We start from the raw sequence: 23,637 nt of genomic DNA on the forward strand, positions 1-23,637 counted from the left end.
GCAGCGTCAGCCCGTTGGTGAAATTGCCGTTGTGGGCGATGGCAATGCCGCCGACCTCGAGTTCGGCGAAGAGCGGCTGCACGTTCCTCAGGATGGTCTCGCCGGTGGTCGAGTAGCGCACGTGGCCCATGGCCATGTGGCCGGGGACGCGGGCGACTGTGGCCGGGTCGGTGAAGTGATCGCCGACGAGGCCGAGCTGGCGCTCCGAATGGAACTGCGTGCCGTCGAAGCTGACGATGCCTGCCGCTTCCTGGCCGCGGTGCTGCAGGGCGTGGAGCCCGAGCGCCGTCAGCGTTGCCGCGTCGGGGTGCCCCAGAATGCCGAATACGCCGCACTCCTCGTGCAGCGTATCCCCGTCCAGATCGAAGGGGTCGTGCGTCACCATCTCACCTGTGCCAGTCCGGTCCGGGTCATCCCGCATGTCGGCGCCCGCCCGGCCAATTGCAACGCTTTCACCTGAAAGTCATCCGTTCGGCGCGGCCGCGCCAGGCTCCGGCGGCGGCGTGCCGTCCTCCAGCGCGTCGGTCTGCTCGTCCGGCGGCGACTCCTCCTCGAGTCCGGTGCCGCGCCGCAGCAGCTCGGTGACCTGCTTTTCCAGGTCGGGCGGCAGCACCGCGATGAGCTGGTCGCCCATGTCGCGCAAGAACGGCAGCGAGCGCGAGCCGCGCACCCATTCGGGCAGGCGCTCTTCGCCGCCCGGCTGGTCGGCATTGAGCAGCCAGGCGCCGAAGATCACCACCACGACCGCGATCAGGATACCGCGGGCGACGCCGAAGATGAAGCCCAGCGTGCGGTCGAGCGGGCCGATGCGGCTATCCACCACCCAGTCGGCGATGCGCATGGTGACGAGGTGCAGGATGATCAGCGCGACGATGAAGCTCACCAGCACGGTGGCGACGTCGGCGACGATCGGCTCGTCGATATAGCCGCGCGCCAGGTCGGCGTGGTTGAAGTACATGTAGGCGGCCAATGCCGCTGCACCAGCCCAAGTCGCGAGCGAGAGGATTTCGCGGGTGAGACCGCGCGCCGTCGCCAGGATCGCCGAAATCAGGACAAGGATGCCGACGCCGACGTCGAACGCTGTCAACATATGTGAGGCTCGCCCAGGGTTTTGCTGCCGCTCCGTTTAGCCGCTTCCGCCGCATCTGCCAAGCGCGCAGGCGTCGCGGCGCTGCGATGTTCACGGCAAAGCGGCGCCTATTCGGCCGCGGCGCGCTGGCCCCGTGCCGCGATGCGCCCGATCAGTTCGGCGAGTTCGGTGTATTCGCCGATGCGCAGCCCGCTCGCCTTGTCGCCGGCGCCGAGGCGGCCGGTGACCGCCGCCTTGAACCCCAGCTTCTGCGCCTCGCGCAGGCGCAGCGCCGCGTGAACCACCGGGCGGACCCCGCCGGCGAGCGAGATTTCGCCGAAATAGACGGTGTCGGGCGGCAATGGCGCGCCGCTCAGCGACGAGATCAGGGCCGCGGCGACGGCGAGGTCGGCCGCCGGCTCGGCGATCTTCAGCCCGCCGGCGACATTGAGATAGATGTCGTTGGCGCCGATCCTGACCCCGCAGCGGCTCTCGAGCACGGCCAGCACCATGGACAGGCGCGCGGCGTCCCAGCCGACCACGGCGCGGCGCGGCGTGCCGAGCGGGGAGGGGGCGACCAGCGCCTGGATCTCGCACAAGACGGGCCGCGTCCCCTCCATGCCGGCGAACACGGCCGAGCCGGCGGCGCCCTCGTCGCGCTGGTCGAGGAACAGGGCGGAGGGGTTGGACACTTCCTGCAGCCCCAGCGCCGTCATCTCGAACACGCCGATCTCGTCGGTCGCGCCGTAGCGGTTCTTGACCCCGCGCAGGATGCGGAAGGTGTGGCTGGAATCGCCCTCGAAATAGAGCACGGCGTCGACCATGTGCTCGACGACGCGCGGCCCGGCGATCTGGCCGTCCTTGGTGACGTGGCCGACCAGCACCACGGCGGCGCCGGACTTCTTGGCGAAGCGGGTCAGCGCCTGGGCCGAGGTCCTGACCTGGGTGACCGTGCCGGGGGCGCTGTCCACCCGGTCTGTCCACAGCGTCTGGATGGAATCGATGATGACGAGGTGCGGGGTAGGGCCCTGCTGCAGGGTCGAAAGGATGATCTCGACATTGGTCTCGCTAGCGAGGCTGACGGCGCTGCCGCCCAGGCCGAGGCGCTGTGCCCGCAGCCGGACCTGCGCCACCGCCTCTTCGCCCGAGATGTAGACGACGCGCTGGCCGCGGTCGGCGAGCGCCGCCGCCGCCTGCAGCAGCAGCGTCGACTTGCCGATGCCGGGATCGCCGCCGACCAGTACCGCCGAGCCGATGACGAAACCCCCGCCGGTGACGCGATCCAGTTCGCCCAGCCCGGTCTCGACGCGCGCCGCGCTCTCGGTTTCGCCCGCGAGCGGCACCAGCTGGATCGCTCGGCCCGAGGCGGTCGCCGCCTTCGGCCCGGCGCCGACGCCCGAGTCCACGATCTCCTCGACGATGGTGTTCCACTCGCCGCAGGCTTCGCAGCGGCCCTGCCAGCGGGGCGCGACGGCGCGGCAGGACTGGCAGACATAGGAGGTCTTGGTGCGCGCCATCAGGGTTTCCACGAATTGCCCTGAAGCTCTAACGGAGTCTACCGTCGCACGCAAGAACAGAAAGGGAACGGGGTTGTGGGGGATATCGCAATGTGCGATAATTGCCGATGCGGGCGGTGACCTTCGAAGCTGCGGCGCTTCGGCAATGGCTGAAGCTGTCGATGGATGTGAGGACCCGTATCGACGAACGCCTGATGGAGTTTGCCCGCACCGGCACAGGAGACGTGAAGCGAATGGTCGGACGGAAAAGTGCCCGGTTGCGGGTAGGGGACTGGCGCGTCCTCTTTCATGATGACGGCAGGACCATTACCGTGATTGCCGTTGGCCATCGGCGCGACGTCTATGGAAGGAACTGACGATGACGGTTCGTTTCGAGAAGACGCAGACTGGCGAGGTCGCCATCCTGCCCCGTGACGAGTATGAAGCGTTGGTGGCGCGTGTGGAGGAGGCTGAGGAAGACGAGGCCACCGCCCGGCTGGTCGCCGAGGCAATGGCGGAAGGGGGACCGTTCGTCCCGAAGGAATCCGTGGATCGCCTCGCCGACGGCGAGAACGCCGTCCGGGTCGTCCGCGAGTGGCGCGGGCTGACGCAGGTCGAACTGGCGGGGCGCGCCGGCCTCAGCCAGGGCCACGTCTCCGATATCGAGAGCGGCCGCCGCACCGGCACCGCCGCGGTGCTGCGCCGGCTCGCCGATGCGCTCGAGGTGCCGCTCGACCTGCTGGCCTAGCCGCCCGCCCCGTCGCCCACATAGTTCCTTGCGTAGCGGCCCTTGAGGCTCGTCAGGATCTCGTAGCCGATGGTACCCGCCGCGTCGGCCTGGTCGTCGACGGAGATGTTGGGGCCGAGGATCTCCACCATTTCGCCGGGGAGCGGAATCTCGGGGACATCGGTGATGTCGATGATGGTGGTATCCATCGAGACCCGCCCGACCACCGGCGCGAAGTGGCCGCGCACCACGGTGCGGGCGCCGCTGCGCTGATTGGAGGAGGAGTGCGAGCGCAGGAACCCGTCGGCATAGCCGAGGGCGATGGTGGCCAGCCGGCTGTCGCGCGCCAGCGTCTGCGTGGCGCCGTAGCCGACCGTCTCGCCGGTCTTGGCATCCCTTAGCTGCAGGATCGGCGCTTCCAGCGTCACCACCGGCGACATCGGATTGCGCCGCCCCTGCACGGCGCGCCCGCCATAAAGCGCAATCCCGGGCCGGACCATCTGGAAATGGTTCTCCCGGGCCGTCATCAACCCGGCCGAGTTGGCGAGCGAGGCCGGCACGCCCGGAAACTGCGCCAGCAGCGAGGTGAACAGCGCCAGCTGCGTGCGGTTCTTCTCGTGCGCCGGCTGGTCGGCGCAGGCGAGGTGGCTCATGATCATCTGCGGCGCATAGTTGAGCTGGTCGATCATGCGCCTGACGATCGACGCCTCGTTGAGGCGGAAGCCGAGCCGGTTCATGCCGGTGTCGAACTGCAGCGCCGCCGGCAGCGCCTCGTTGCGGGCGACGCAGGCGGCGAGCCACTCCTCCAGCATCGGCACGGAGTTGAGCACCGGCATCAGCCGCTCGCCGACATAGAGCGGGGCGGCGCCCGGAAACAGCCCGCCGAGCACGAAGATATGGGCGTCCTCGGGCAGTGCGGCGCGGACCGCAACCCCTTCATCGGGCGTGGCGGTGAAGAAAAAGCGGGCCCCGGCCTCGTACAGGGCGCGGCTCGACTGCGCGATGCCGGTGCCGTAGGCGTCGGCCTTGACCACGGCGCCGGTCAGCGCGCCGCGGCTCACCTTGTCGAGGGCCTGCCAGTTGCGCTTGAGGGCTCCCAGATCGATGGTGAGCCGTCCGCCGTAACCCGTCGCGATGGCGGGGACCGGGATCATTCCATGCGCTCCGGCAGGTAATCGGTGTGGGCGAGGTTGCCGAAGCGCGTGAACTGCGCCTCGAAGGAGAGCTGCACGGTGCCGGTCGGGCCGTGGCGCTGCTTGCCGATGATCACTTCCGCCCGTCCGTGCACTTTTTCCATTTCCCCCTGCCAGGCCAGGTGTTCGGGGGTCCCCTCCTTGGGTTCCTTGTTCTTCAGATAATACTCTTCACGATAAACGAACAGAACCACGTCTGCATCCTGCTCGATCGAGCCCGATTCACGCAAATCGGCAAGCTGGGGATGCTTGTCGTCGCGGTTCTCCACCTGCCGGCTCAGTTGGCTGAGCGCGATGATCGGTACGTCCAGTTCCTTGGCCAGCGCCTTGAGCGTCGTGGTGATCTCGGTCAATTCCTGCACGCGGTTCTCGCTGGCCTTGCGCGAGGAGCCGGTGAGCAGCTGCAGGTAGTCGACGATCAAGAGGTCGAGGCCGCGCTGCCGCTTCAGCCGCCGCGCCCGCGCCGCCAGCTGCTGTACGCTGATGCCGCCGGTGTCGTCGATATAGAGCGGCACCTGCGCCATGAGGTTGGAGGTGTCCACCAGCCGGCTGAACTGGCTTTCGTGGATGTTGCCGCGCCGGATGTCGGCCGAGGAGATGCCCGCCTGCTCGGCGAGAATACGCGTCGCCAGCTGCTCGGCGCTCATCTCGAGGCTGAAGAAGCCGACCTGGCCGCCGTCGGTGGTCTTGCGGTGCCCGTCGGGGGTCACCTCGCCCTTCCAGTTGCGCGCCACATGAAAGGCGATGTTAGTGGCCAGCGAGGTCTTGCCCATGGCCGGGCGGGCGGCGAGGATGATGAGGTCGCTGCGCTGCAGGCCACCCATCAGGCGGTCGAGGTCGGTGAGCCCGGTGGCCGTGCCCGAAAGCGTCCCGTCGCGGCTATAGGCCTCGCCAGCCATCTCGATGGCGGCGCGCAGCGCGGCGTTGAACGGCTGGAAGCCGCCATCGTAGCGGCCCTTTTCGGCGAGGTCGAAGAGCTGCTTCTCGGCCTCCTCGATTTGCCTGGGGGCGGTGAGGTCGACGTCGGCGCCGTACGCCGTCGCCACCATCTCCTCGCCGATCAGGATGAGGTTCCGCCTGAGGGCCAGGTCGTAGATCGTCTGCCCGTAGTCGGCCGCGTTGATGACGGTGGTGGCTTCCGCCGCCAGCCGCGCCAGGTATTGCGGCATGGTCATGTCGGCGAGCAGCGTCTCGGGCAGGTAGGTCTTGGCGGTGATCGGCGTCGCCGTCTTGCCGGCGCGGATGATCTTGCCGCAGACTTCGTAGATCTCGCGGTGCACGGGCTCGTAGAAGTGCTCCGCCCCGAGGAAATCAGATACCCGGTAGAAGGCCTCGTTGTTGACGAGGATGGCGCCCAGCAGCGCCTGCTCGGCCTCCACGTTGTGGGGCGCAAGGCGGAAGGGCTTGTCGTCCTCCGGATGCAGGCGTCTGACGTTCTCAGGCATGTTTGCTCAGCTTGATCCTTAAGGCTTTCTTAAACCCTAACGGCGCCCCCGCAACCGAATCGTGCTGCAGGGGAATCACTCCTGTGAGCATCGGAGTTTAGCGTGGAAAAATCGCGAACGCGGACGGTCGCGCCACTCGACAGGCTTGCCTTGCCGCCGACTCGGTGGCGTCGGGCAAACAAAAGGCCGGGACGGGCCCGGCCTCCTTGTTCCTGGCGTGCGAGGGAGGCCGTCAGGCCTGCGCTTCGTCCGCGGTCTCCTCGGCGGCTTCCTCGGCCGCTTCCATCTGGGCAAAGGCCTCTTCGGCCTCGCGCTGGAAGGAGGGGATGGTCAGGTCCTCGCCCTTCGACTGGCGCTCGGCTTCGTCTTCCGAACGCGCGACGTTGACGTTGATGGTGACTTCCACTTCCGCGTGCAGGTTGAGCGGCACAACGTGGATACCGATGGTCTTGATCGGGTCCATGAGGTTGACCTGCGAGCGGGAGACCGTGGCGCCGTCGGCCGAGAGGGCATCGGCGATGTCGCGCGAGCTGACTGAGCCGTAGAGCTGGCCGGTTTCGCCGGCCTGGCGAATCATCACCACCGTCTTGCCGTTGAGGCCCTGGGCGATGCCGGCGGCAGCCTCGCGGCGCTCCTGGTTGCGCTTCTCGATATCGGCCCGCTCGGCCTCGAAACGCTTGCGGTTCGCCTCGGTGGCGCGCAACGCCTTGCCCTGCGGCAGCAGGAAGTTGCGGGCGAAGCCGTCCTTGACGGTCACTTCGTCGCCGATATGGCCCATGCGCCCGACGCGCTCGAGCAGAATGACTTTCATGTTCTTCTCCAGATGCTGTCCTGCGGACCTGCCGCAGTTAGGAGCCGCAAGGACCATCCCCGCGACCCCAACGGTTTCCCTCGGAGGAGGGACTTAGTTCACGGCGTAGGGCATGATCCCGATGAAGCGGGCGCGCTTGATGGCGCGGGCCAGCTCACGCTGCTTCTTTGCCGACACGGCGGTGATGCGGCTCGGCACGATCTTGCCGCGCTCGGACACGTAGCGCGACAGCAGCCGGACGTCCTTGTAGTCGATCTTGGGCGCGTTGGCGCCGGAGAACGGGCAGGTCTTGCGCCGGCGCTGGAAGGGACGGCGGGCCTGGGTGGTGGTCAGGTCTTTGATGGCCATTTCTCGTTATCCTTCTTGTGCTCAGAACCGGCGCGGACGGCGCTCGCCGCCGAAGCGGTCGCCGCCGCGATCCGGCCGGCCGCCGCGCTCGCCGTCGCGATCATCGCGATCGCGCTTCTGCATCATGGCGGAGGGACCTTCCTCGAGCTCGTCGACGCGCACCGTCATGAAGCGCAGGATGTCCTCGTTGATGCGCATCTGGCGCTCCATCTCCGTGACAGCGGCGCTCGGGGCGTCGATGTTGAGCAGGGAATAGTGCGCCTTGCGGTTCTTCTTGATGCGGTAGGAGAGGGACTTGAGGCCCCAGTACTCGTTCTTGGTGACCTTGCCGCCGCCCTGCACGAGCACCTCGGTGAGGGCGTTGGTCAGTTCCTCGACCTGCTGGGCGGATACGTCCTGCCGGGCGAGAAAGATGTGTTCGTAAAGGGCCATGAAGCGCCTTCCTTCTGTTGAGGTTCAACTCTGGCAGACACTCGGCGCGGAGCCCCTTTGAAGCCGGAAAGGCAGCAAAGCAGTCTTCTAAAGAGCGGGAACACGGGAGGCCGGGACAAGTCCCTATCGGCAGCAACCGACCCTCCGTTCAGCCCCCGGCCGAACGAATGCAGTGCGGCGTATAGGGCAAAAGCGCCGCCGGCGCAAGGACGCGGAGCCGTTGACGCCGATCAATTCCCCCTCCGGCATCTCGGCTAGGCTGACGGCTCGGGTTCCCAACTGGAGCAATACGATGCTGATGCAAAACCGCGACCAGTCCACGCGGCTCATCCTGCCGTTCATGGGCGGCTTTTACGACTATTTCGCCAAGCCGGCGAGCTGGGTGATCCTGCGGGTATTCGTCGGCGCCTTCCTGGTGATGGAAGGCTGGCCGAAGATCCAGGCTCCCTTTGCACAGGTGGGCTTCGTCGAAAGCCTCAATTTCTACCCCGGCGTGTTCTGGTCGCCGCTGCTGGCGGTGATGCAGTTCTTCGGCGGCATGGCGATCATCGTCGGGCTGTTCACCCGCCCCATCGCGCTCGCCAACGCGGTCATGCTCGCCATCACCTACTGGTTCCACTGGGCCAATCCGTATGGCGACGCGTTCCTGACCGCGGCCGGCATCGAGGCGCTGACCGCCTCGCCCGAGCTGTTCACCCCCGATGGCCTGCGCCGGCTGGCTGACGGGGGCGGCCGCTTCCTGACGCAGGTGCAGCACAAGGCGGAGTTCCTCTCGGCCATCTGGACGGTCGCCGCGCTTCTCTTTGCCGGCTATGGCGGCGGCCCGCTCTCGGTCGACCGCAACCTGCTCAAACGGGAGTTCTAGCGAAAATGTCGCCCGGCCCCGCGCGGGCCGGGCGCAACCTGGAGGGTGCACCATGGGCCGGATCAACGCCGCCTGGCACGAGGCGCACAAGATGCCGACCAATCCCACCGAACAGCAGCGGGCCGAGTGGCACTACGACCACGCGCTCAATTGCGGCTGCCGGGCCGTGACCCCGTCGATCGCAGCGCTCCTCGAGACCCACGGCTACCGGCTGCCGCCCGGCGCGCCTGGCCTGGCAGGGCGAAAACCCGAGAAATAGGCCGCGCGCCGCGGACAAGGCTCGCGTCCCGAGGCCCGCTCCGCGTGGCCGCTCGCCCCCCGTCATGTTAGGACGGATGCGCCCCAGTCGATTCCCTTGTTAAGCGTCGGGCGCCGCCCGCAGGACCAGCCAATGACCAGCCACGCCATCGCCATCCCCGACCGCGACGCCGTCCGGGCCGCGGAGGCGGTCATCCGCCCGTATGTCCGGCGCACGCCGGTGCTCGAGACGAAGGCCGAGGATTTCGGGCTGGGCGGCGCCCCGCTCAGCTTCAAGCTCGAGTTCATGCAGCACTCGGGGAGCTTCAAGGCCCGCGGCGCCTTTGCCAACATGCTGATGCGCGCGGGGGCGGAGCGCGGCGTCGTCGCCGCCTCGGGCGGCAATCACGGCGCGGCCGTGGCCTATGCGGCACGGCAACTCGGGCACACGGCCCGCATCTACGTCCCTTCCATCTCGTCCCCGGCCAAGATCGAGCGCATCAAGAGCTATGGCGCCGAGATCGTGGTCGGCGGCGCGGCCTATGCCGACGCCTATGCGGCGAGCGTCGAGTGGGCCGAGGCCCATGGCAGCCTGCAGGTCCACGCCTACGACTCCGTCCACACGCTGGCCGGACAGGGGACGGTCGCGCTCGAATGGCGCGAGCAGTCGCCCGGCCTCGACACGATACTGGTCGCCGTGGGCGGCGGCGGCCTGATCGGCGGCATCGCCGCCTTCCTCGCGGGCGAGGTGAAGATCGTCGGCGTCGAGCCGGAACGTTGCCCGGCGCTCAGCCACGCGCTGGCGGCAGGCAGCCCGGTCGACGCCCCCGTCGGCGGGGTCGCCGCCGACAGCCTCGGGGCGCGCCGGGTGGGGGCACTGATGTTTCCGCTGGCCGAAAGCTACGTCGAGCGCTGCGTGCAGGTCGCGGACGACGCCATCGTCGACGCCCAGAAAATGCTGTGGGACAGGCTGCGGGTGGTCACCGAACCCGGCGGGGCCGCGGCCTTCGCCGCCCTGCTGGCCGGGCGCTACGTCCCGGCGCCCGGTGAGCGCGCCGGCGTGCTGCTGTGCGGCGCCAATTCCGGGGCGGTGAACTTCGGCTAGCCGCATCCCGCCTTGACAATGCTTGCGCCCTCCTGCACACGCGCCGGCGCCGGCTGGACGCGGCACGGACGTCCGCTTAGGCTTTGCCGGCGACTATAGGAGATCCAGGTGACGAGGCGCGCGTTTACTTTCCCCGGGCAGGGCAGCCAGGCCGTGGGTATGGGCAAGGATCTCGCCGACACCTACCAGGAGGCGCGCAACGTCTTCGCCGAGGTCGACGAGGCACTGGGGCAGAACCTGTCGGCCCTGATGTTCGAGGGACCCGACGAAACCCTGCGGCTGACCGAAAATGCCCAGCCGGCGCTGCTCGCCGTCAGCATCGCCGTGGTGCGCGTCCTGGCCAGCCGGGGCGTCCGCCTTGCCGATCATGCCGCTTTCGTCGCCGGCCATTCGCTGGGCGAGTATTCCGCCCTGTGCGCCGCCGGCACCTTCTCGCTGTCCGACGCTGCCCGGCTGCTCAAGACGCGAGGTCTCGCCATGCAGGAAGCGGTGCCGGTGGGCGAGGGCGCCATGGCGGCCATCCTCGGGGTCGAGTTCGACACGCTCGTCGATATCGCCGGGGCCGCCGCCCTCGACCAGGTGTGCGACATCGCCAACGACAATGCCCCCGGCCAGATCGTCATTTCCGGCAACAAGGCGGCGGTGGAGCGCGCCATCGACCTGGCCAAGGCGCGCGGGGCCAAGCGGGCGCTGCCGCTGCCGGTCAGCGCGCCGTTCCATTCGCACTTGATGGCGCCGGCCGCCGAGGTCATGCACGAGGCGCTGGCCGCGGTCAGCATGCACGCCCCCGTCGTGCCCCTCGTCGCCAACGTGCTCGCCCGGCCCATCAGCGACCCGGACGAGATCCGCAAGCGCCTGGTCGAGCAGGTCACCGGCATGGTGCGCTGGACCGAAAGCGTGCGCTGGCTCGTCACCGAGGGCGAGGTCACCGAACTGGCGGAGCTCGGTGTCGGCAAGGTGCTGACCGGGCTGGCCAAGCGCATCACCCCCGACACCGGGGCGCTCGCCCTGGGGACGCCGGCCGACATCGAGGCCTATGCCGCCGCCCTCGGCGCCTGAATCAGCCTGTGCAAAGGACTGGACAAATGTTTGACCTCACTGGGAAACGCGCCCTCGTCACCGGCGCCAGCGGCGGCATCGGACGGGAGATCGCCAAGGCGCTGTCGGGCGCCGGAGCGCGCGTGGCGCTGAGCGGCACCCGTGTCGACGCGCTGCAGCAGACGGCGCACGAAATGGCGGGCCAGAACGTCATCATTCCGTGCAACCTCGCTCGCGAGGCGGACATCAACAAGCTGGTCCCGGACGCCGAGGCGGCGCTGGGCGGGCTCGACATCCTCGTCAACAATGCCGGCCTGACGCGGGACAACCTGTTCCTGCGCATGAAGGACGAGGAGTGGGACGAGGTGCTGGCCGTCAATCTCACTGCTGCCTTCCGCCTCACTCGCGCCGTGCTGCGCGGGATGATGAAGCAGCGCTATGGCCGCATCATCGGCATCGCGTCGGTGGTGGGCGTGGTCGGCAACCCCGGCCAGGGCAACTACGCCGCTTCCAAGGCCGGCCTCATCGGCATGTCCAAGGCGCTGGCCCATGAGGTGGCGTCGCGCAACATCACCGTGAATACCATCGCCCCCGGCTTCATCGGCTCGGCCATGACCGACGAACTCGACGACAAGCAGCGCGGGACCATCCTCGCCAAGGTCCCGGCCGGCCGGCTCGGCACCGCCGCCGAGGTGGCGGCCGCCGCGGTCTTCCTCGCCAGCGAGGAAGCCGGCTACATCACCGGGCACACGCTCAACATCAATGGCGGAATGGTGATGATTTGACTGGGGAAAGCCCGGTCTGCCCAATATGGCAAATGCCGGGGAAGTGTGTTACGTCCGCCGCTGATCGACGGCGCAGGGCAAACTTGCGGGCTGCGCACGGCGCGCCTAGAGTTTGCATTGCGGCGCCTCCGGCCTTAAGTGAAGTCCCCCGGCTAACGCCAAGCACATTCGAACCAAACCTCTGTGGTAAAAGGGAAGTCAAATATGAGCGATATCGCTGATCGCGTCCGCAAAATCGTGGTCGAGCACCTCAACGTGGATGCGGAGAAGGTGACGGAGAAGGCCAGCTTTATCGACGATCTGGGCGCCGACTCCCTCGACCAGGTGGAACTGGTGATGGCCTTCGAGGAAGAATTCTCGGTCGAGATCCCCGACGACGCCGCCGAATCCATCCAGACCTTCGGCGACGCCGTCGCGTTCCTCACCAAGGCCGTCGGCTGACCGCCGGCCGGCCAGCCACGGCATCCGATCTATGGAACTACGCCGCGTCGTCGTCACCGGAATGGGAATCGTCAGCCCTGCGGGCTGCGGGGTGGAGGCTGCATGGGCCAACATCCTCGCCGGCAGGAGCGGCGCCAGGCGCATCGACGACTTCCACGTCGACGACATCACCTGCCAGATCGCGCATCGCATCCCCCTGGGGACCTACGCCGAAGGCGGCTACGATCCCGACGAGTGGATGGACACGAAGGATCAGCGCAAGGTCGATCCGTTCATCGTCTATGCCATGGCGGCCGCCTCGCAGGCGATCGCCGACGCCGGCGTCGAGCCGAAGACGCAGGCTGATGCCGAACGCACCGGGGTCATGATCGGCTCGGGCATCGGCGGTATCGGCGGCATCTACGACACCTCGATCCTGCTCTATGAGAAGGGCCCGCGCCGCGTCAGCCCGTTCTTCATCCCTGGTCGCATCATCAACATGGCCTCGGGCTACGTCTCCATCCGCTTCGGCCTCAAGGGGCCCAATTCGGCGGTGGTGACGGCATGCTCGACCGGTGCCCACGCCATCGGCGACGCCTGGCGCCTGATCGCCATGGGCGATGCCGACGTCATGGTGGCCGGCGGCGCCGAATCGCCGATCAACCGGCTGTCGATCGCCGGCTTCGCGGCGTCGCGGGCCCTCTCCACGGGCTGGAACGACCAGCCCGAGAAGGCCTCGCGCCCCTACGACAAGGACCGCGACGGTTTCGTCATGGGCGAGGGGGCCGGCGTCGTCGTGCTGGAGGACTACGAGCGGGCCAAGGCGCGCGGCGCCAAGATCTACGGCGAGTTCATCGGCTACGGCATGTCGGGCGATGCCTACCACATCACTGCGCCCTCCGAGGACGGCGACGGCGGCTACCGCTGCATGCAGGCCGCCATCAAGCGCGCCGGCATCAGCCCGTCCGAGATCGACTACATCAACGCCCACGGCACCTCGACCCCGCTGGGCGACGAAATCGAACTCGGGGCGGTGACGCGTCTGCTCGGCGACGCCGCGGCGCGGGCAACCATGTCGTCGACCAAGTCGGCGATCGGGCACCTGCTGGGCGCGGCCGGGGCCGTCGAGGCAATCTTCTGCCTCCTGGCCATGCGCGACGGCATGGCGCCGCCGACGCTCAATCTCGACAACCCGTCGGTCGACACGGTGATCGATCTCGTGCCGCACAAGGCTGTGCGCAAGGAGATCAACGTCGCCTTGTCCAACTCCTTCGGTTTCGGGGGCACCAACGCCTCGCTGATCTTCCGCAAGGCCAGCTGAGATCGGGGCGCCCGGCGCCCCGATCGCTGCATCGACCTTCTACAGAAACGGCGCCGCTCTGGAGCTCGAGCCGATGTCCAAATCCGATCGCAAAGCCAAACGGACCCGCCGGCGCAGCGGCGTCCTCGAGATCACCAACGCGCTGCTGAGCCTGCTGGTGCTCGGCCTGATCGTGCTCGGGGGACTGCTCATCTACGGCGCCAGCCGGTTCTACGCGCCGGCGGTGCCCCAGGAGGCAGCCTTTACCGTCGAGCGCGGCTCGTCGGTCATGACCACGGCGCGGCGCCTGGAGGAGCAGGGGCTCATCCCGCGGGACCAGCTGCTGCCGAGCGAGTGGCTGTTCTGGGCGGGCACGCGGGCCCTGCAGAAGGAAAAGGACATCAAGGCCGGCGAATATCTGCTGCCCGCCGGCGCCTCCATGGCCGCCATCCTCAGGGAGATCACGGAGGGCACGCCCATTGCCCGCCGCGTGACCGTGCCTGAAGGCTGGACCTCTTGGCAGGTGGCCCAGGAGATCGGCAAGGACGCCCACGTCCTGGTCGGCGACCTGGCCGGCGTGCCGCCCGAAGGCTCGATCCTGCCGGGCAGCTATGACTACAACCGCGAAGACACCCGCCAGTCCGTGCTCGACCAGATGCAGGCGCGGATGCAGGAAGAGGTGGCCGCTGTCTGGGCCAGCTGCCGGGCCGACGTGTGCGGCCCGAACGGGGTCCTCAAGACCCCCGAGCAGCTGGTGACGCTGGCTTCCATCGTCGAACGCGAGACGGGAGTGCCGACGGAGCGCCGCCAGGTGGCGGCCGTCTTCGTCAACCGGCTGAAGAAGGGCATGCGGCTGCAGTCCGACCCGACCATCATCTACGGAATCACCAAGGGTGAAGGCCAGCTCGGCCGCGGCCTCAAGAGATCGGAGATCGAGGCCAGGACGGCCTACAACACCTACCAGATCGACGGCCTGCCGGCCGGTCCCATCGCCAATCCCGGCGTCGAATCGTTGCGGGCCGTGGCCAACCCGGACGACGTCGACTACCTCTACTTCGTTGCCGCCGGCCCGGTGCCCTCGGACGGGCACCTGTTCGCCGCGACCTACAAGGAACACCGCGCCAACGTCGCGAAATACCGCGAGATCGAGCGCCAGCAGGCGATCGCGGCCGAGGCCGAAGCCGAAGCCGCCAAGGACGCGATCGAGGCCGAGCAGGCGAGCGAGGCCGGCGAGGACGTGCCGGCCGGAGCCGCTGCGCCGCAATAGCCGGAGGGGGCGATGACGGGACTTGCCAGCATGACCGGTTACGCCCGCGCCGGCGGGACGGTGCCGGGGATCGGCTTTCTGGTGGAGATCAGGTCGGTGAATGCGCGCGGGCTCGACATCCGCCTGCGGCTGCCCCCCGGCTTCGACCTGCTCGAGGGCGAAATCCGCCGCCGCATCGGCGCCACGATCACCCGTGGATCCATCGCCTTCACCCTCACCGTCGACCGCGAGGGCGCCGATGGTCGCGTCGTCATCAACAAGCAGGCGCTCGGCGCCGTGCTGGCGGCGCTCGAAGTGCTGTCGACCCAGGTCGACGCCGAGCGGCCGCGGCTCGACGGCATCCTCGGCCTCAAGGGCGTGCTCGAGCAGCACGAGAGCCCCCTTTCCGAAACCGAGGAGGCGGGCCTGCATGCCGCCATCCTTGCCGCCGTCGATACGGCGGTGGCCGACCTGGCCGCAGTCCGCCGGCAGGAAGGCCAGCATCTGGGCGCGGTGCTGGCCGCGCGCATCGACGAGATCGCCGCCCTCGCCAAAGCGGCGGAGGTTCATCCGGCCCGCAACCGCGACGCCATCCTGCTGCGCCTGCGCCAGCAGATCGGAGACCTCGTCGCGGCTGGCGCCGAACTGCCGGAGGACCGGCTGGCGCAGGAGGCGCTGCTGCTCGCCACCAAGGCCGACATCCGCGAGGAACTCGACCGGCTGCAGGCCCACATCGCCGCCGCCCGCCGGCTGCTTGCCGAGGGCGGTCCGGTAGGACGCAAGCTCGACTTCCTGTCACAGGAATTTAACCGCGAGGCGAATACGCTGTGCGCGAAATCCAACGCGGTCGAGCTGACCGGCATCGGGCTTGATCTCAAGGCGGTCATCGATCAGCTGCGCGAGCAGGTCCAGAACATCGAGTGACCATGAATATCGCCCGCCGCGGAGTCATGCTGGTGATCGCCTCGCCGTCCGGAGCAGGCAAGACGTCGATCTCGCACGCCGTGATGGCCACCGACCCCGGCATCGAGCTGTCGGTCTCCGTCACCACCCGCGCCAAGCGGCACAGCGAGATGGACGGCGTCCATTACCACTTCATCTCCGTGCCGGAGTTCGAGCGCATGCGCGCCGATGGCGAACTGCTGGAGTGGGCCTCCGTGCACGGCAACCTTTACGCTACGCCGCGTGCCCGGGTGGAGCAGACGCTCAGCGCCGGGCGCGACATCCTCTTCGACATCGATTACCAGGGCACGCTGCAACTCTACGAGCGCTGCCGCGCCGACATGGTCACGGTGTTCATCCTGCCGCCCTCGATCAAGGAGCTGCGGGCCCGCCTCGAACGCCGGGCCGAGGACGGCCCCGACGTCATCATGCGCCGGCTGAAGAACGCGCGCGTGGAGATGGAGCACTGGAGCGACTACGACCACGTCATCGTCAACGAAGACCTCGAGCAGAGCGTCGAGAAGGTCCGCGCCATCCTGTCGGCGGCCCGCACCGCCGGCCGCCGCCTGACGCAAATGGGTAGCTTCGTCAAGGACTTGCAGAACCAGATCGATTCACTCTGAGAGGCAGGTGAATCACTGCGTGAGGGGCGGGGCGCTCAGCGCAGCGCCTTCGCCATGGCGAGGAACGCCGCCACCGGCAGTTCCTCGGCACGTTCGTCGCCGCGCAGGCCCGCCGCCGCGAGCAGCCGCTCGACCGGGACGCCCGTGGCCTTGAGGCTCTGCCGGATCATCTTGCGGCGCTGGCCAAAGGCGGCGCGCGTCACCGCCTCGAGGTCGCGCACGGTGACGCCGGGATCGACGGGGCGGGGGACGAGGTGGACGACGGCCGAGGTGACGTTGGGCGGCGGCGTGAAGGCGGTACGGGCTACGGTGAAGGCGATCCTCGCCTCGCTGCGCCAGCCGCACAATACACCCAGCCGCCCATAGGCCTTGTCGCCGGGCCGCGCCACGATGCGCTCCGCCACCTCGCGCTGGAACATCAGCGTCAGGCTGTCGTAGAAGGGCGGCCACGGCGCTGCCGTCAGCCAGCCGGTGAGCAGCGGCGTGGCGATGTTATAGGGCAGGTTGGCGACGATCCTGGCCGGCCCCTCGACGAGGCCGGCGTAGTCGACCTCGAGCGCGTCGCCGGCGATCACGGTGAGCCGCCCGGGATAGGCCTCGGCGATCTGCTGCAGTGCGGGCAGGGCGCGCTCGTCCCGCTCGATGGCGACGACGCGGTCCGCGCCCTCGGCGAGCAGCGCCCGGGTCAGCCCGCCCGGTCCGGGTCCGATCTCGATGATGGTGAACCCCGCCAGCGGGCCGGCGGCGCGCGCGATCCTGGCGGTCAGGTTGAGATCGAGCAGGAAGTTCTGGCCGAGCTGCTTTCTTGCCGTGAGCCCGTGCTCGGCGATGACCTCGCGCAGCGGCGGCAGCGTGTCGATCGCCATGGCTAGGCCGCCATCCCGGGGGCAGTTGGGAGCCCGCCCGTCATCCGGTCCGCCATGCGGATGGCGGCGAGCAGGCTCGCCGTCGAGCCGCGGCCAGTGCCGGCAAGGTCGAAGGCGGTGCCGTGGTCGGGCGAGGTGCGCACGATCGGCAGGCCGAGCGTGACGTTGACGGCGCTGTCGAAGGCGACCGTCTTGATCGGGATCAGCGCCTGGTCGTGGTACATGGCGATGACGGCGTCGTACTGGCGCCAGTGCGGCAGGTGGAACAGCGTGTCGGCGGGGATGGGGCCGTGCACGTCGATGTTCTCGCGGCGCAGGGTGGCCACCGCCGGGGCAATGATGTCGCGATCCTCGGTGCCGATGCTGCCGCCCTCGCCGGCGTGCGGGTTGAGCCCAGTCATGGCGAGGCGCGGCCGCGCAATGCCAAGGCGCGTGCGCAGGTCGTGCGCGACGATGCGCGCGGTCGCCTCCAGCAGCGCCGGAGTAAGCAGCCCCGGCACCCGGCTGAGCGGCACGTGGATGGTGGCGGGCACCACCCGGAGTTCTTCCGTGGCCAGCATCATCACCGGCAGCAGCGTCTCGCCCGGCCTTGCGCACAGCGACGCGAGGAATTCGGTGTGCCCGGGATGGGCGAACCCGGCCGAATACAGCGCCGCCTTGTGGATCGGGGCGGTGACGACGCCGCGGCAGGCGCCCGCCAACGTGTCGTTGGTGGCCCGAGAAATGGCCTCGATCACCACCCGGCCGGCGCCCGCGTCGGCTTCTCCCGGCCGGTCGGGGACGGCCCCCGCGATGTCGGCGACGGGCAGCGCCGTGGCGAACATTTGGGCCGCCGTAGCAGCTGCCGCCGGCGCGATGGCAAGGGCGAGCCCGAGCCGCCGGGCCCGGGCCTCGAGGAAGGCGGCATTGCCGTAGACGATGAAGGGCGGCAGGCCCAGCGCCTGGCGCTCGGCGAAGAGCCGCAGGATCAGGTCGGGGCCGATGCCGGCCGGCTCACCCATGCTGATCGCCAGCGGCGGTAGGGGCGTCTTGCTCACTTCGGGACTCGTTCCGATGCCGGCCGCGCCGGCTCCGAACGGGCTATATCACGCCCCGGCGCTGCGGGGCGCGAAAAGCGTGCCCGCTATTCGTAGACGATGCGGGCCTGGTCCTTGAGGCGCTGCAGATAGGCCGCCACCTCGCCCTTGAGCGCTTCGTTGCCGGCCTGCTGGCGCAGATTGCCCTTGATGAACGTGGTGTCCTCGGCGACCGACTTGGCGCACACCGCCAGCATCGACACGCCCTTCTCGATCACGCGCGGCTTGGTGATGCCGCCCACGTTGAGGCCGGCGAGCTCCTTGGCGATCGGTTCGGGCAGTTGCGTGGCGTGCCGCCGGCCGACGTCGACCACCGCGGCGTCGGTATAGGACAGCGACAGCTGCACGGCGCTGTCGCAGCCCTGGAAGCTCTTGCGGTAGCGGTTGGCCTCGGCGGTGCGCGCGGAGGCCGAGCCCTTGCCGCCGGGCATGACGAAAACGACTTCCTTGAGGATGTAGTCGAAGCTGTGGGCAGCGTCGAGCTTGGCGACGGCCTGGGCTTCCAGCTCGGCGTCGGAGACCTGCACGCGCGGCATGATCGCCTGCTGCGTGACCCGGCTCCACGACAGCGCCGCCCGCAGGCGGTCCCGGAGCGTATCGACGTTGACGCCGTTCTGGTTGAGGATCTGCACCAGCTTGTCGCGGCTTACCTTGATGTTTCGCGCGACGTTGAGCAGCGCGTCGTCGACCTCGGACTCGCTGACGGTGATGCCGAGGCGCTTGGCCTCGTCGAGTTGCAGGGCATCCTCGATGAGCTCGTCGGTCGCCGCCTTGGTGCCGCCGCGCCCCTCGAGCTGCAGCAGCTTGGAGCGCTGGGCGATCTGCACGTCCGTGATGGGCATGCCGTTGACGGTCACCTTGACAGTGGCGGCGCCGGCAGGCAGGGCTGCGCCGACGGCGATCAGCAGGCCAAGCAGCAGTGCGGCGATTGCGCGAACCATTCTCATCATCCGTGGTCTTTCGATTGTGCCGGTTCCCTAGCCGGCTCGGAGGCATATGTCATCGGTAATTGCGGCCAAATTCGGTAGTCAGAGGCTGAACTCGCCCGCCGGACCGCGGAGCTTCAGCCTGATGCCGATGGAGGTGGCGTTGGGGCTGCTGTGGGTGGGGCCGTTGATGGCGCCGTAGAGTGTGGTCACGAGGTAGTCGTCGTCATAGGTCACCCCGCCACTCAGCTGCAGCCAGGTGTTGGCGACGAGATCCCAGGAAATCCCGGCATCGGCATACCAGTAGTCGAAGGGCAGCGGCGTGGTGGCGGTCGCCGACAATTCGTGCTGTTCGACGATGTTGCCGGCGCCCGGGTCGGCCGGGATGAAGGCATAGGCCAGTCCCAGCCGCCGGTCGCCATAGTTCAACTGCGCCGCGGCGCTGGCCCGCTTGACGGCGAAGCTCGACGCATCCAGCTGCGCCTTGGCGCCGAACTTGAGGCCGTCGAACATGGCGCCCTGGGCACCAAGAACGATGTAGGAGGCGGCATCGCCCAGCCCGGTGGAGGCGCCGGTCTGCGTCGGATCGGCGATGCCGAGGGCGTTGACGCCGGCGAGGTGGTAGGACTGCCCGCCGATCAGCTGCAGCCAGGAGCCGTCGCCGAAATTGGCGAGATAGCGCCCGCCGATATTGGCCCTGAGCCCGGTCTCCTGCCGGTCGGCGCCGGAAAAGCGGTTGAACGAGAACAGATTGGTGTCGTCGAACACGAAGCTTTGCGCGTCGTCATTGGTGACGCCGACGAGCGTGGTGTCGCTGCCGCGATAGACCAGCTGCGCGATCGGCTCGAACAGGTGGGAATCGGCGCCGTCGACCGCGATTAGCGGCCAGCGGAAATCGATCGCGGCGATCGGGGTCGCCTCGAGCAGCGACACCTCGGCGGGCTTGAGGGCGCTGCCGCCGTCGTACCAGGCGGCGTCGGCGCGCAGCCCGAGATAGGGCGTCGCCACCACCCCGGCCGGCAGGATGTACTGGTTCTGCCACGCCGCCTCGAGCATGGCGTGGAACTTGTTCTCCTCGTAGGCGAAGACGTAGTCGGGCACGTAATCGTAGACGTGGTCGCGGCCGCGCTGCACGCCGAGGACTTCGCCCGACAGCGTCACTTGCCCCATCTCGCCCAGATCTTGGGTGTGGGTCCCCTCGATGTTGGGGATGGCGCGGGCGTGCCGCTGCTGGTCGTCCGGCGTGTAGTTGCCGAGCAGGTTGAACTGCTGCAGGCGGACGTCGAGATAGCTGTCGCGCGTCAGGTAGGTGGCGTAGACCTCGTTGACGACATTGTCGCTGCTCTGCAGGTCGTAATCCTTGAGGAAGGCGGCGTCGCTGAAGGCGGTGTAGGACCAGCCGGCGCGCCAGTCCGGGAACGGCGTGAACCGGCCGGTGGCCTGCATGGCGCCGCGCCAGCCGGTGTCGCCGACCGTGCCGGCAAAGGCGGACGGGTCGAGCTGGTAGGTGCCCCAGCCCCTGACGTTGACCGCGCCGTAGTCGAAACGCTGCTCCCACTCGGCCCCCATGAGCAGGCCCTGCCGGCTCATCAGCGAGGGCGTGAGGATGATCTCCGCGCTTTCCCCGAGCGGAATGAAGTAGGGCACATCCAGCCGTGCGCCGTATTTGTCGGAATAGTCCCAACTGGGCATGCGGAAGCCCTGGCGGCGCGGCTGGCTGGGGTCCGGCAGCACCATCCACGGCAGCCACGCCACCGGGATGCCGAGGAGTTCGAGGCTCGGATTGTCGAGATAGACCAGCCCGGCATCGCCGTCATAGGTCATCTTGCTGGCCTTGACCTGCCAGCCGATGCGGCGGCCCTTGCTGTCGATGCACAGCCCGCAGGGCGAGTAGGTGGCGTCGGTGAGGATCGTGGCCAGTTCGCGCGAGTAGTCGACGTCCCGCGCCCGGATCAGGGCACCGTCGGGCGTGGTCAACGTCAGCGATTCGAGGAAAGCCTCCTTCATGCCGCCGGTCACGTGCACGCGGTCCATCCGGTAGAGCGTGCCGCTGGCTTCGCGGATCACCACGTTGCCCTCGAACCACAATTCGCCCGTCGCCTGGTTGTAGGACAGCCGGTCGCCGGTGAGGGTGTAGCCGTCATACAGCATGACGACGCTGCCCTCGGCGCTGATGACGTCGCGGCGGCCGTCATAGGCCAGCGTGTCGGCTTCGATCCGCGCCTGGCCGCCGGTTGCCGGTACCCGGTCGAAGAAGCCGGCTGGCAGCAGTTGCGCGGCAGCAGGCAGGGCACTCGCGGCGAAGAGCAGGCAGGCAACGACAATTTCCGCTGCGAGGCGGCGCGGTGACGACACGCAACACATGTCACGGCGCGAGAACATCAGGTCCGTCCGTCTTCCCTGAACAGCAGCACCGTGGTGCCTATGACAATCGCCACAAATGCCGGTGCGACCGCGGCAAATGCGGGTTGCAGGACCCCGGCGGCGCCAGCCATGGCCGCCATTTCCGTGATCACATAAACCACAAACCCAAGAACGATACCATAAAGTACCGCAGCACCATATTTATTCGTCCTTCGATAACCCGCGGTAAACGCAAAGGCGATGAGCAGGGACCCTATCAGAACCAGCGGCAGCGCGAGGAGTCTGAGGAAGCGCATTTCCACGCCGTTGCGCAGGTCCGGATCGGTCAGGCGTTTCGACAGCGCCGCCGCCAGTTCGAAAATCGTCAATTCCACCGGGGACGCGAGCTTGACTCCCATGTCGCCCGCGGTGGTCGTCGTCGGCAGCGCCAGGTCGTGCACCTGCTCGGGCGGGCGGTCGGGGTGGAAGCGCGTCCCTTCGCCGATGACCCAGGCGCCGGGGGTGAGCCGCATCGATCCCGCGTGGATGCGGCCGCCGCCCGTGTCGCGGTCGAGAAAGACCGTCACGTCCTCGAGCACGGTGCCGCCCGGGTAGGGATGGGCGGCCATCATCACGTAGTCCTCTTCCCCGCCGCGCTGCTGCAGCCACAGCCCTCGGTCGGTCGATTGCACCTGCGGCATGTTGAGGGCAAGCTGGCGCGACAGGGTGACGATTGCGGTGTCCGCGCCCAGCGAGGCGAGGACGCTGAGCAGGACGACGGCGATGGCGGGGGCTCGCAGCACCCGCCAGATGGAGATGCCGGCGGCCTTGATCACGGTGAGTTCGCGCCGGGCCTGCAGGTCGAGGATGCCGATGATGGCCCCGATCAGCAGCGTCACCGGCAACGTGCCCAGCGACCAGCGCGCCGCTTCCACCACGATGGCCAGCAGGCCCAGCAGCGGCCCGCCGATGCCGGACAGGTGCTGGAACCGCCAGACATTGAGCGACTCCGCCAGCGCGATCAGGCCGAACAGCACGACGACGGTCCCGGCGATGCTTCTGCCGAGGCGCTTGAGGATGATCCAGTCGATACGGGTCATGCCGGCGCCGCCCGTTGGCGCCTCGGTGCAAACACGCGCAGGCGCGCCAGCAACGCCGCCGTCGAGCCGGCCGCCAGCAGCAGGGCGCCGGGAATAGGGTCGTACGGCGTCGCCGGCAGCAGGCTGGAGGACAGGCCGCGCTCGACGAAAGCCGCGGCGAGAACGACGATTTCAAGAGGAATTTCGCGCGCCGTGCGGCGGCCGTGGGGAAAGGCGGCGATGGCGGCGACGAACAGGCAGATGGCGATCACCCTGAGCCCTTCGCCCAGGCGCCGCGACAGCTGGCGGATGGTATCGCGGTCCCAGTTGCCGCCGGCGAGCGCCCGCCGCACCAGATCGATGCTGTTCATTTCGCCCAGCGCTTCGCGTGCCTCGGCGGGGCCGGTCAGGCGCTCCAGCGCCATGTCGTAGCGGGCGAAGGCGACCTCTGAAAAGCGCTTGTCGGCCGACATGTGCTGGATGGCGCCGTCGCGCAACTGCAGCACGTAGCCCTGCTCGTCCGCGGCCACGGTGGCGGTGCGGGCCAGGTAGGTACGGCGCATGGCGGGGTTGCGGTTGTCGTCGGCGAAGAAGTTGGTGAGCTCGCCCTCTGCGCCGCGCCCCCCGATCAGCATGGTGACGCCGGGGACGACCTCGACGAAGCGATTTGGCGTCAGCGTGCGGCTGACGAGGTCAGCTGCCACGCTGGCCGCCCAGTCGTTGAACTGGCGGTTGGTCACCGGCTCGACGAAATTGGCGAGCAGCAGCACGACCAGCGCCCAGCCGCCGGCGAACAGCCCGATGGCCCCGACCAGCGCCGGCACCCGCCGGCTGGCGTGGATGATGTGCAGTTCCTGGCTGGCCTGCAGCGCCCGCAGGCCGCGCGCCAGCCCGATGCCGGCGCAGACATAGAGAAACACCACCCCCAGCGTGGGCATGGTGAGCAGGGCCTGGCCAAGCAGGGTGAACACGTCCTGCCCCTTGACCGCCACCACGCTGAAGCTGCGCAGGCACTGGATGAGGTACAGCAGGAACGCCGCCACCGCGAACAGCGCGGCGGTCTCGACGGCAAACACTTTCGCCAGATATCTGCTCAGACGCGTCACTTGGCCTTTGCCCACGGTGTCGGCCCACCCGCGGAAGCCCGGCCCGGGGCTGTCTCGTCGCGGGCATTACCGCCGGGGACCATGGCGTGTCCGGCGCCGGCTTGGCAAGGCAAAGGCCCTTCCGGGCCCGGGGCGGCGCCCGAAAGTCATCCCGGTGTT

The 23,637-nt window shown here is 68.5% G+C and carries 25 protein-coding genes and 1 pseudogene; 12 read left to right on the forward strand and 14 right to left on the reverse strand.

Going from position 1 to position 23,637, the window contains the following annotated elements:
• From VGD93_RS14580 to radA, 3 genes and pseudogenes are all read right to left on the reverse strand, one after another.
• Positions 1–385 (reverse strand): annotated as a pseudogene (locus VGD93_RS14580) (amidophosphoribosyltransferase); the annotation flags it as partial.
• Positions 386–463: 78 nt separating this feature from the next.
• On the reverse strand, positions 464–1,090 hold the full coding sequence (locus VGD93_RS14585; protein ID WP_395012893.1) for a CvpA family protein: 627 nt from the start codon (positions 1,088–1,090) through the stop codon (positions 464–466).
• A 107-nt stretch (positions 1,091–1,197) separates the two neighbouring features.
• Positions 1,198–2,586, reverse strand: coding sequence for a DNA repair protein RadA (radA, locus tag VGD93_RS14590; RefSeq protein WP_395012894.1), 1,389 nt, complete (start codon positions 2,584–2,586; stop codon positions 1,198–1,200).
• 107 nt (positions 2,587–2,693) lie between these two features.
• Between radA and VGD93_RS14595 the strand changes: the two genes are divergently transcribed.
• On the forward strand, positions 2,694–2,942 hold the full coding sequence (locus VGD93_RS14595; protein WP_395012895.1) for a type II toxin-antitoxin system RelE family toxin: 249 nt from the start codon (positions 2,694–2,696) through the stop codon (positions 2,940–2,942).
• Between the two features lie 2 nt (positions 2,943–2,944).
• Entirely contained in the window at positions 2,945–3,313 is a 369-nt protein-coding gene (locus tag VGD93_RS14600) for a helix-turn-helix domain-containing protein (protein ID WP_395012896.1), read from the forward strand.
• On the opposite strand, the gene alr is transcribed toward VGD93_RS14600, so the two are convergent.
• From alr to rpsF, 5 genes are all read right to left on the reverse strand, one after another.
• Positions 3,310–4,446, reverse strand: a complete 1,137-nt coding sequence (gene alr, locus VGD93_RS14605; protein WP_395012897.1) for an alanine racemase — start codon at positions 4,444–4,446, stop codon at positions 3,310–3,312. The genes VGD93_RS14600 and alr overlap by 4 nt on opposite strands.
• Positions 4,443–5,930 (reverse strand): replicative DNA helicase, encoded by a 1,488-nt coding sequence (locus VGD93_RS14610; protein WP_395012898.1) that lies wholly within the window; start codon positions 5,928–5,930, stop codon positions 4,443–4,445. The genes alr and VGD93_RS14610 overlap by 4 nt, the downstream gene beginning before the upstream one ends.
• Before the next feature lie 232 nt (positions 5,931–6,162).
• Positions 6,163–6,741 (reverse strand): 50S ribosomal protein L9, encoded by a 579-nt coding sequence (gene rplI, locus VGD93_RS14615; RefSeq protein WP_395012899.1) that lies wholly within the window; start codon positions 6,739–6,741, stop codon positions 6,163–6,165.
• A gap of 93 nt (positions 6,742–6,834) precedes the next feature.
• Positions 6,835–7,089: a 30S ribosomal protein S18 gene (rpsR, locus tag VGD93_RS14620; RefSeq protein ID WP_395012900.1), complete on the reverse strand. Its 255-nt coding sequence runs from the start codon at positions 7,087–7,089 to the stop codon at positions 6,835–6,837.
• Positions 7,090–7,110: 21 nt separating this feature from the next.
• Positions 7,111–7,521, reverse strand: coding sequence for a 30S ribosomal protein S6 (gene rpsF, locus VGD93_RS14625; protein WP_395012901.1), 411 nt, complete (start codon positions 7,519–7,521; stop codon positions 7,111–7,113).
• 292 nt (positions 7,522–7,813) lie between these two features.
• Here rpsF and VGD93_RS14630 point away from each other — a divergent pair, with 292 nt between their 5' ends.
• The 10 genes from VGD93_RS14630 to gmk all read left to right on the forward strand — a co-directional run bounded on the left by VGD93_RS14630 (position 7,814) and on the right by gmk (position 16,082).
• On the forward strand, positions 7,814–8,386 hold the full coding sequence (locus tag VGD93_RS14630; RefSeq protein ID WP_395012902.1) for a DoxX family protein: 573 nt from the start codon (positions 7,814–7,816) through the stop codon (positions 8,384–8,386).
• A 52-nt stretch (positions 8,387–8,438) separates the two neighbouring features.
• The gene (locus VGD93_RS14635) at positions 8,439–8,645 is read left to right on the forward strand and encodes a hypothetical protein (RefSeq protein WP_395012903.1); all 207 of its coding nucleotides are present in this window, start codon (positions 8,439–8,441) and stop codon (positions 8,643–8,645) included.
• Between the two features lie 132 nt (positions 8,646–8,777).
• Positions 8,778–9,728: a threonine/serine dehydratase gene (locus VGD93_RS14640; RefSeq protein ID WP_395012904.1), complete on the forward strand. Its 951-nt coding sequence runs from the start codon at positions 8,778–8,780 to the stop codon at positions 9,726–9,728.
• Positions 9,729–9,836: 108 nt separating this feature from the next.
• Entirely contained in the window at positions 9,837–10,787 is a 951-nt protein-coding gene (gene fabD / locus VGD93_RS14645) for an ACP S-malonyltransferase (RefSeq protein ID WP_395012905.1), read from the forward strand.
• A 26-nt stretch (positions 10,788–10,813) separates the two neighbouring features.
• Positions 10,814–11,551, forward strand: a complete 738-nt coding sequence (gene fabG, locus VGD93_RS14650) for a 3-oxoacyl-[acyl-carrier-protein] reductase (RefSeq protein WP_395012906.1) — start codon at positions 10,814–10,816, stop codon at positions 11,549–11,551.
• Positions 11,552–11,755: 204 nt separating this feature from the next.
• Entirely contained in the window at positions 11,756–11,992 is a 237-nt protein-coding gene (locus VGD93_RS14655) for an acyl carrier protein (protein ID WP_127189669.1), read from the forward strand.
• Between the two features lie 31 nt (positions 11,993–12,023).
• A complete protein-coding gene (gene fabF, locus VGD93_RS14660; RefSeq protein WP_395012907.1) occupies positions 12,024–13,292 on the forward strand; it encodes a beta-ketoacyl-ACP synthase II in 1,269 nt (422 codons plus the stop codon).
• Positions 13,293–13,365: 73 nt separating this feature from the next.
• On the forward strand, positions 13,366–14,538 hold the full coding sequence (gene mltG / locus VGD93_RS14665) for an endolytic transglycosylase MltG (protein WP_395012908.1): 1,173 nt from the start codon (positions 13,366–13,368) through the stop codon (positions 14,536–14,538).
• 12 nt (positions 14,539–14,550) lie between these two features.
• The gene (locus tag VGD93_RS14670; protein WP_395012909.1) at positions 14,551–15,441 is read left to right on the forward strand and encodes a YicC/YloC family endoribonuclease; all 891 of its coding nucleotides are present in this window, start codon (positions 14,551–14,553) and stop codon (positions 15,439–15,441) included.
• 2 nt (positions 15,442–15,443) lie between these two features.
• A complete protein-coding gene (gene gmk, locus VGD93_RS14675) occupies positions 15,444–16,082 on the forward strand; it encodes a guanylate kinase (RefSeq protein WP_395012935.1) in 639 nt (212 codons plus the stop codon).
• 35 nt (positions 16,083–16,117) lie between these two features.
• Here the strand turns inward: gmk and rsmA are convergent, their stop codons facing one another.
• From rsmA to VGD93_RS14705, 6 genes are all read right to left on the reverse strand, one after another.
• Complete coding sequence (gene rsmA, locus VGD93_RS14680; RefSeq protein ID WP_395012910.1) at positions 16,118–16,948, reverse strand: 16S rRNA (adenine(1518)-N(6)/adenine(1519)-N(6))-dimethyltransferase RsmA; 831 nt, start codon at positions 16,946–16,948, stop codon at positions 16,118–16,120.
• 2 nt (positions 16,949–16,950) lie between these two features.
• On the reverse strand, positions 16,951–17,985 hold the full coding sequence (pdxA, locus tag VGD93_RS14685; protein ID WP_395012911.1) for a 4-hydroxythreonine-4-phosphate dehydrogenase PdxA: 1,035 nt from the start codon (positions 17,983–17,985) through the stop codon (positions 16,951–16,953).
• Positions 17,986–18,071: 86 nt separating this feature from the next.
• Complete coding sequence (locus tag VGD93_RS14690) at positions 18,072–18,965, reverse strand: peptidylprolyl isomerase (RefSeq protein ID WP_395012912.1); 894 nt, start codon at positions 18,963–18,965, stop codon at positions 18,072–18,074.
• An 87-nt stretch (positions 18,966–19,052) separates the two neighbouring features.
• On the reverse strand, positions 19,053–21,332 hold the full coding sequence (locus VGD93_RS14695) for an LPS-assembly protein LptD (RefSeq protein WP_395012913.1): 2,280 nt from the start codon (positions 21,330–21,332) through the stop codon (positions 19,053–19,055).
• Complete coding sequence (locus tag VGD93_RS14700; RefSeq protein ID WP_395012914.1) at positions 21,332–22,393, reverse strand: LptF/LptG family permease; 1,062 nt, start codon at positions 22,391–22,393, stop codon at positions 21,332–21,334. Before VGD93_RS14700 ends, VGD93_RS14695 begins: the two co-directional genes overlap by 1 nt.
• The gene (locus VGD93_RS14705; protein WP_395012915.1) at positions 22,390–23,478 is read right to left on the reverse strand and encodes an LptF/LptG family permease; all 1,089 of its coding nucleotides are present in this window, start codon (positions 23,476–23,478) and stop codon (positions 22,390–22,392) included. Before VGD93_RS14705 ends, VGD93_RS14700 begins: the two co-directional genes overlap by 4 nt.
• Positions 23,479–23,637 lie beyond the last annotated feature (159 nt).

The organism is Devosia sp., assembly GCF_036406155.1.
Taxonomy (GTDB): domain Bacteria; phylum Pseudomonadota; class Alphaproteobacteria; order Rhizobiales; family Devosiaceae; genus Devosia_A.